This window comes from Actinoplanes sp. NPDC023936, from assembly GCF_040639325.1.
Lineage (GTDB): Bacteria > Actinomycetota > Actinomycetes > Mycobacteriales > Micromonosporaceae > Actinoplanes.
The window spans coordinates 185,994-192,299 of record NZ_JBEZZR010000013.1; the positions used below are offsets into that span (position 1 = coordinate 185,994).

The following is a 6,306-nucleotide window of genomic DNA, read 5'->3' on the forward strand; positions in this document are numbered from 1 at the left end:
CGCAGCTAGCGCCAACTTTGGTCGGCTGAGCTCCGTCCCTGCCGTTCGTATGGCCGTCACGGTGACGCCCATCAGAACGCCGCACGGCGGGGGCGAGCTCAGGGCAGGAGGGGTGTCGTGCGACAGTGCCCCTGCGTTGTGACTACCGGACAACGATCGCGGTGCCAGCCATAGACTCGCTGCGTGGCGACAGTGACCGAAGCCTGGACCCGGATAGAGCGCTGGCTACGCCAGTACACCCCGCGAAGCGGCGCCCTCCTCGCCGGGCCGGCGACGTCTGATCTGATCAGAACCGCAGAAGATCAAACAGGCGTTGCTTTCCCGGCAGAGCTTGTCGAGTCCTTACTCCGCCATGACGGCCTGACCGAATGGGCCAACCTCCTCCCGGAAGCAACACCGCTCGGCGTCAAGCACATCATCGAGCAGTATGAGATCCGGATGGACATCGCGCCCGACGTCGACGGCTTCACGGTGCATGCGCCCGGCGCCGAGCCATGGTGGCACGACCTCTGGCTACCGTTCGCCGACGCGGGCTTCGGCCTGCAGGTCATCGACCTGCGGCCCGGACCGCAGCGCGGGCGAGTGGGCATGGCGCCGGCCAGCAATCCTGCCGACTTCTCAGATGCCTGGCCGTCCTTGACCGCCTACCTGACTGCGGTCGCGGACGCTCTCGAGCAAGGCGGCGCCGTCGGCGAGTGGCATCCCTACGTCACTGACGATGAAACGCTCTGGTGGGACCTGGCCGGGAAAACAGAAGTCAATGGCGAACTGCTCCGGCCGGCGCCTCCCAACGGGTCATAGCAACGTCCTCATCCAGCCGCGATCCGCGCGTCTCGGCGCTCACCGACGGCGACCGCGCCGTGGTCGACGACGGTCAGGCCGCCCTCCTCGACCAACTGCTCGAGCGGCTCGTCGACGGTCCCACCCCAGCCGGTTCCACCCCGCGACAGAGCGGAGCGCCGCCCACGGCAACCTTGCTCCCGATTCTCGTCATCACGAAACGCCGTCACGATGAGTAAGCGCGAGATGGAAAGACGCCGCCATCAGCCAGCTCGCTCGCTCTTTTGCCGAGTTGAGCGCGTCTGGAAGACCGCCGCAGGTCGGCGTCCCTTCAGGTCAGTCTCATGAAAGGCCCTAACCTCCATCCGCGACATGGATTCCGTCAATCGCTCTACTCGGTTATCGTCACTTCAGACGAGCGGAGGTTCGCGATGGCGCACATCGACGAGTCGGGCGACCAGCAGAATCCCGAATGTGATGGTGAAGATCTGCAGTCTTACCCATCGCTTTACGGCACTCACTCTGCCCGTGACGGCTACATCGACCCGGGCATTGTCCCCGAGTCAGAACCAGTCGACGATCCATCGGAGCACAACGGCGGCATATTGGAGGATCAATCAGACCCTCCGAGCGCGAACTTACTTTCCTGGATATTGTCGGAACTACCGACCGTGGAAAGGGAGTGTGCCGTATTGCTTGACAGCAGTGCAGAAGAACGGCACGAGGTGGCCGCCCGCACTGTTCTGAGGGCCCTGCGGGTTGGGGTTCGTCGCATCCTGGAACTAAATCCACAGCTGCCGTCTTATGGCGGTAGCACAGTGGCCGAGTCGCAGGCCACAAATTTCCTCCACAAAGTAGGCACCCTGCTCAACGAGGCGGTCAGCGATTCGGGAATGGAATGGCCGCCGCCGTACCTGTACCCTCCGCCTGCCGTTACGCGAGATTTACTCTCCCTGTATAGACTTTCCGCGCTGGGATCGCTACGACGCGACCTTCGTCCCGATGCACCGCTCCGGGCGGCCCTGCAGCTGATTGACGACAGAACCACGACACTCCTCGCAGACTGGAGCGAACGTAGTGTCAGTGCCGCCAAGGCCGCATCGGTGCCACCACCAGAATCGAAACGGTCTCGCGTCGGCCTGTTCCTGAGCGGCGCCGCCGTGTTGATCTCCATACTTCAAGGACCGGGAGCGGCTCATGACTTCTACAGCGATTCCTTGACGCTCGGTGGAGATATCCGAGATATTGCCATACATGTCGGGTCAGGAATATCGGAAGCTTGGGGACGCCTTGCCGTCGAAGTGAGTGACCAAATCGATGCCCATGCTCCCGATCTTCCATTGGCAATGTACCTCAGAGTACACCTCGAGATGGCGCAGAAAGGACCAAGGTCGTGACAGGGGCACAGGCTAGCATGGGCGACATATTTGCGACTTTGGACCAAGCGATTGAGCTTTTGCCAGCCGAATTACTCGAAGAGGCCAAAGTAAGCATAGATTCAGCAATCGCTGGCCTTCAGGTGCTTTCGGGATCTGGCAGTCATGAGGATATATCCGAGGTGGCTCGGAATGCCGTCGACCGAATCCAGGCTGCACAATTGGCTGTTCATGAATTGCGCAAGCAGATTGAAGGCTGGAAAGAGCGGAATGGGGGTGGTTGATCGTACTGATCTGCCGCCGATCGAGTGTTGCTGGTGCCGGAGGCCGAGCAGGCAGCAGACGTCCTGTCGCCCCGGAGAAGGTTCCTCCGGTGCCCAATGACACAGCGGCCAGCTAGCCGACGAAGGGTTGGTACCGCAGCGCCACGTCAATGATTTCATCCGCGGCAAGTTCAGGCGTGCGCCAAAATATGAGATCGCTGACCCTGGGATACACCAGCACCTTCTCTAATTCGTCCAGCAGCTCAGCACCGGCTTCGTCGGGCAATTTCGGGTCCCTGAGACGCCGGATGAGCTGGAGCGCGCGCTGTCGTTGTACGTCGTCAAGCGCGCGAGCTGTCGCGCGCGGGTTGGTGGGCATTACGGCACGGTATCGGCATGTGAGGATGAAAGCACCCTCACATGCCGCGATCCGCGCTGCGCATCGATGCTGCTCCAGGTCTCGGTCTACGCTGCCTCCATGATCGAACGTGTGACTCAGCGGTGGCGGCTCAAGTTGGCTGAGCAGGAGGCTGCGGTCACCGCCGGGACGCTGTCGGCGGATGATGCGTACGCCCTGACCTTCTTCCCGCTGTCATTTGTCACGGCTGTTAATTCTGCCTTGCAGGCATACGAAGAGGAGATCGCAAACCTGGATCACGCCACGGACAATGCGGTATGGGCGGCGGTCGAACGAGTCGTTGTTGCACTCAATGACGTTGATGCTGCCTTCGTGCATCACATTGAGACCATGACCCGGGAGGAATTGAGCGAGTACATCGAGGAAGTGCTTGCCGATGCTGACATCGACGTCGAAGCGCTGCTTGAGCGACGTGGAGTCGAGGAGGCCGCTGGCGAGTGGCGTGACTGGTGATCCGTTGTCACCACGACTTCGCCCTCTTACCGCCCTTTGAGCGGCTGCACTGTCATGCCGCAGGTCGCGAGATTCTTCAGCGTTACTCGAGGCGTTGACGCCATCGGGTCGACTGGGTCGAGGCTGCTCGGGTAAGGCTCTCGATCTTGTCGTGAAGCTCTTCGATGAGCTCTTGAGGATCTTCATCGCAAGCATCACAGCCGCACGCCGGTAAAGCTGTCTCTCGCTCCTGGCCCAACTTGACCACGAGACCCGGAAAGCTGGTGAAGGTGATCCGGAGAACGCCAACTCCCGGACGTGCAGGCTCGAGTTCCACCATGCGAGCCGGACCGCTGGAACGGCTGGGATCGCTCACCACGCCCTCGCGCCGGCTCACTGCGAAGTCCCGCGCGAGGTCAGCCAATAGCTGCTCCGCCACTTCATGCAGAATTTGATAGCGCCCAGGGCTGGTCACCCGGCCGTACGCCTCAGGTTCGGGATCCGCATCATGCATGCAGTCGACGTTATAGCGGTGCGCTCAACTCCATGATCGAACGTCCTCTTCTGCCGCAGTCAGTGCGCTGGCCGTCGGCGCCGTGACCCTCGGTGCTTGCCGAGTGATGATCGCGTGCACGCTCGTGCCGAGTTGAGGGCACAAGATCAAGCCGGCCGCCGTAGCGGATCGCACGGTGCGCTTAAGGCAGTGATCTCACGGGATCTGTGTCCTACAGTCGCTGCCATGGGCGGCCCGACACGTTTGCACGGAGAAACCCGCCGAATACTAGAGGCGGCCGGATGGCACGTCGACCGTGCCGTCGATACGGCGCGATGGGAGGCGGAATTGGTGGCCGACGGCTTCCCGCAACTGCATCCGGTGGACATCCGCTTTCTCTCCGAGTTCGGCGGCCTTGTCGTTCCCCACGGCGGGGCTGGAGTCACTCGGGCTCGCGAGTCGCTGACGCTGGTGCCCACCGACTGCTCCGGCGAAGCGGACAGGTTCGCCGCTTGGGGCAAGAAAATCGGCCGCAACATCGCCCCGATCGGCGAACTAGCAGGCGGAACCTGCTCCTGGGCCAATCTTGGCATCGACGAACATGGGGACGTCTACCTCGTCATCGATAGGCTCGCTACCTTCGGCTGCATGCCGAGAGCACTGGACCGGCTCGTTCTCGGACACATGCCCCGCGACATCACCTGACACTTCCACGGAGCCGTCACCGAACATCCGGATCTGCCGCGATCCGGGCGCGCCGGGCCGGCGCGAACGGACCATCCGCTCCTTCAGCCCGGACTGCGCTAGCTGACCGCCGTTGCGATCGGGTACCGGCGATGTCGTAGACGTTCACCCGATGACCTTACGAGCCCCGCTGTCACCCATTCCGAGCCGGCCCTTCGCACCCCCGCCGGGCGGCCCCGTGCAAGCCCGGTGGCCACCCACCGCATCGTGCCCGGATGCTCCGCGACGACGCCCGGCGCGCCGGCCGAGCCTATTTCATCGAGTCCGGCACAGCGCTCCGGCCCGCGAGTTTCACTCTCATACCGCCGAGCGCTCGTGGTGGCCAGTCGGCGAGCCGTCACGCACGCTGGTGCCGAGATCAGTGCGGACCTCGCATCACGCGCGTGCGCTACTGATGAAGGCCTCCGTCCGGCACAGTACGGTGATTCGATATGACAGGCCGACGTTGGACCAGATCTGGCCCCGCAACGTGAGGCAGATGCCGACCCGATCCTCGTGCTCCGGGTGCTCGAAGAAGTCCGCACGCGGGTCCGCGATCGCGCCGACCAGCCCTTGTGTGCCCTGCGTGGTGCCCGGCACCTGGAGCAGGCCGACGGCAATCTGGATCTCGGCGTCGTCGAGCTCGCGAACGGTGTACCAGTGGGTGTCAGGCAGAAACAACTGCGAGTCGACAACGCGCCGCTGATAGTTCGGTCCCATCATCCCGGATGCCGGGTCCGGGATGTCACCGATCCAGGCCGTCCCTGCGAAGTCGGTGCGCAGCCTCTGAGCGTCGGAGCGGAACTCCGTCACCAGCGTGTCGAGACGAGGCTGGGCGGCGAGGTGCACGGATGCGTCGGTCATGATCGCACTCTAATCCGGGCCGGTGACACCCAACGTGGCCACGGCGGCCGTCCGGACGGGCACACCGCGGCCCGCCGGCTCCAGCACCTCGCCACCACCGTCGGGATCCGGATGCCGGTGATACGCCCGCAGATGCTGCGCCACCCGTTCGTTACTGCCAGTCGTCCGCGACGTCCAGATCGCCGCCCGCCACGCCGAGTGTTGACCACCATGCGCTACGACCGAGCTCGCACGAGCCGTGACCGACACCCGACTACAGTCTCTCCGCCTACATGGCCTCCAGTACGTGACAACGAACGAATGACAAACGCGCAGCTTTGCCGAGAAGAGTTCGTTCCGCGCCGTCGGGTTTGGCTTACCCTCGCGGGCATGGATGATCGCATGTGGCACCAGAACTCCGACGTTTCCCTGGTTATCCGTACTGACTTTGCCCACCCGCTGGAATGGGAACAGATTCAGGCGGCGATCGCTGAACCGCAGACGGAGGAGGGGTTCACGGCGTTAGTTGCGTTCGTCGATAACCCTGCGTACGAGAGGATCACGCCGTCACAACTGGTGGAGATGGTGCCTTCAGGCGTGGACCATGCCGTCGCGTTCCTCGTCGACGCGAAGGCGCTGACTCACCCGGACCGCCCGATCCTTGCGGTCAATCTGTACGACTACGTGGAAGGTCTGGAGGACCAGGGCAAGGGGCCGCAGTTCGGTGCCACGTTCCGCGTCGTTCTGTCAGAGATGTGGTCGGTTCAGAACAACCTCACGATCTCGAACATGGACTGGGAGGATTTCGTCGAGAATGCAGACGGCGACGGCGTCTTCCGCGGCTTCGAGTAACACGCAGTCTGATGCGCACATCTGCCGAGTTGAGGTGCGACACGAGGTCGCACGAAGTGAGTGAGTACGTCGATTGGAGGTCGGGTTTGATGCCCGAGACGTAGCTCCCGGTCAGTGTCTTCAGAC

General features: G+C 63.0%; 9 protein-coding genes. 6 read left to right on the forward strand and 3 right to left on the reverse strand.

Annotated elements, in window-relative coordinates:
* The first annotated feature begins 183 nt into the window (after positions 1 to 183).
* From AB0F72_RS19625 to AB0F72_RS19635, 3 genes are all read left to right on the forward strand, one after another.
* Positions 184 to 801: an SMI1/KNR4 family protein gene (locus AB0F72_RS19625; RefSeq protein WP_360432914.1), complete on the forward strand. Its 618-nt coding sequence runs from the start codon at positions 184 to 186 to the stop codon at positions 799 to 801.
* 410 nt (positions 802 to 1,211) lie between these two features.
* Positions 1,212 to 2,177, forward strand: a complete 966-nt coding sequence (locus AB0F72_RS19630; protein WP_360432917.1) for a hypothetical protein — start codon at positions 1,212 to 1,214, stop codon at positions 2,175 to 2,177.
* The gene (locus AB0F72_RS19635) at positions 2,174 to 2,440 is read left to right on the forward strand and encodes a hypothetical protein (RefSeq protein WP_360432920.1); all 267 of its coding nucleotides are present in this window, start codon (positions 2,174 to 2,176) and stop codon (positions 2,438 to 2,440) included. Before AB0F72_RS19630 ends, AB0F72_RS19635 begins: the two co-directional genes overlap by 4 nt.
* 112 nt (positions 2,441 to 2,552) lie before the next feature.
* Here the strand turns inward: AB0F72_RS19635 and AB0F72_RS19640 are convergent, their stop codons facing one another.
* Entirely contained in the window at positions 2,553 to 2,798 is a 246-nt protein-coding gene (locus AB0F72_RS19640; protein WP_360432923.1) for an e9imm peptide, read from the reverse strand.
* A 99-nt stretch (positions 2,799 to 2,897) separates the two neighbouring features.
* Between AB0F72_RS19640 and AB0F72_RS19645 the strand changes: the two genes are divergently transcribed.
* On the forward strand, positions 2,898 to 3,290 hold the full coding sequence (locus tag AB0F72_RS19645; RefSeq protein ID WP_360432926.1) for a DUF5713 family protein: 393 nt from the start codon (positions 2,898 to 2,900) through the stop codon (positions 3,288 to 3,290).
* A gap of 82 nt (positions 3,291 to 3,372) precedes the next feature.
* Here the strand turns inward: AB0F72_RS19645 and AB0F72_RS19650 are convergent, their stop codons facing one another.
* Positions 3,373 to 3,783, reverse strand: a complete 411-nt coding sequence (locus AB0F72_RS19650) for a DUF6226 family protein (protein ID WP_360432929.1) — start codon at positions 3,781 to 3,783, stop codon at positions 3,373 to 3,375.
* Between the two features lie 225 nt (positions 3,784 to 4,008).
* Here AB0F72_RS19650 and AB0F72_RS19655 point away from each other — a divergent pair, with 225 nt between their 5' ends.
* Entirely contained in the window at positions 4,009 to 4,467 is a 459-nt protein-coding gene (locus AB0F72_RS19655) for an SUKH-3 domain-containing protein (RefSeq protein ID WP_360432932.1), read from the forward strand.
* A gap of 414 nt (positions 4,468 to 4,881) precedes the next feature.
* Here the strand turns inward: AB0F72_RS19655 and AB0F72_RS19660 are convergent, their stop codons facing one another.
* Entirely contained in the window at positions 4,882 to 5,349 is a 468-nt protein-coding gene (locus tag AB0F72_RS19660; protein WP_360432935.1) for a hypothetical protein, read from the reverse strand.
* 369 nt (positions 5,350 to 5,718) lie between these two features.
* Between AB0F72_RS19660 and AB0F72_RS19665 the strand changes: the two genes are divergently transcribed.
* Positions 5,719 to 6,180: a hypothetical protein gene (locus AB0F72_RS19665; RefSeq protein WP_360432938.1), complete on the forward strand. Its 462-nt coding sequence runs from the start codon at positions 5,719 to 5,721 to the stop codon at positions 6,178 to 6,180.
* Positions 6,181 to 6,306 lie beyond the last annotated feature (126 nt).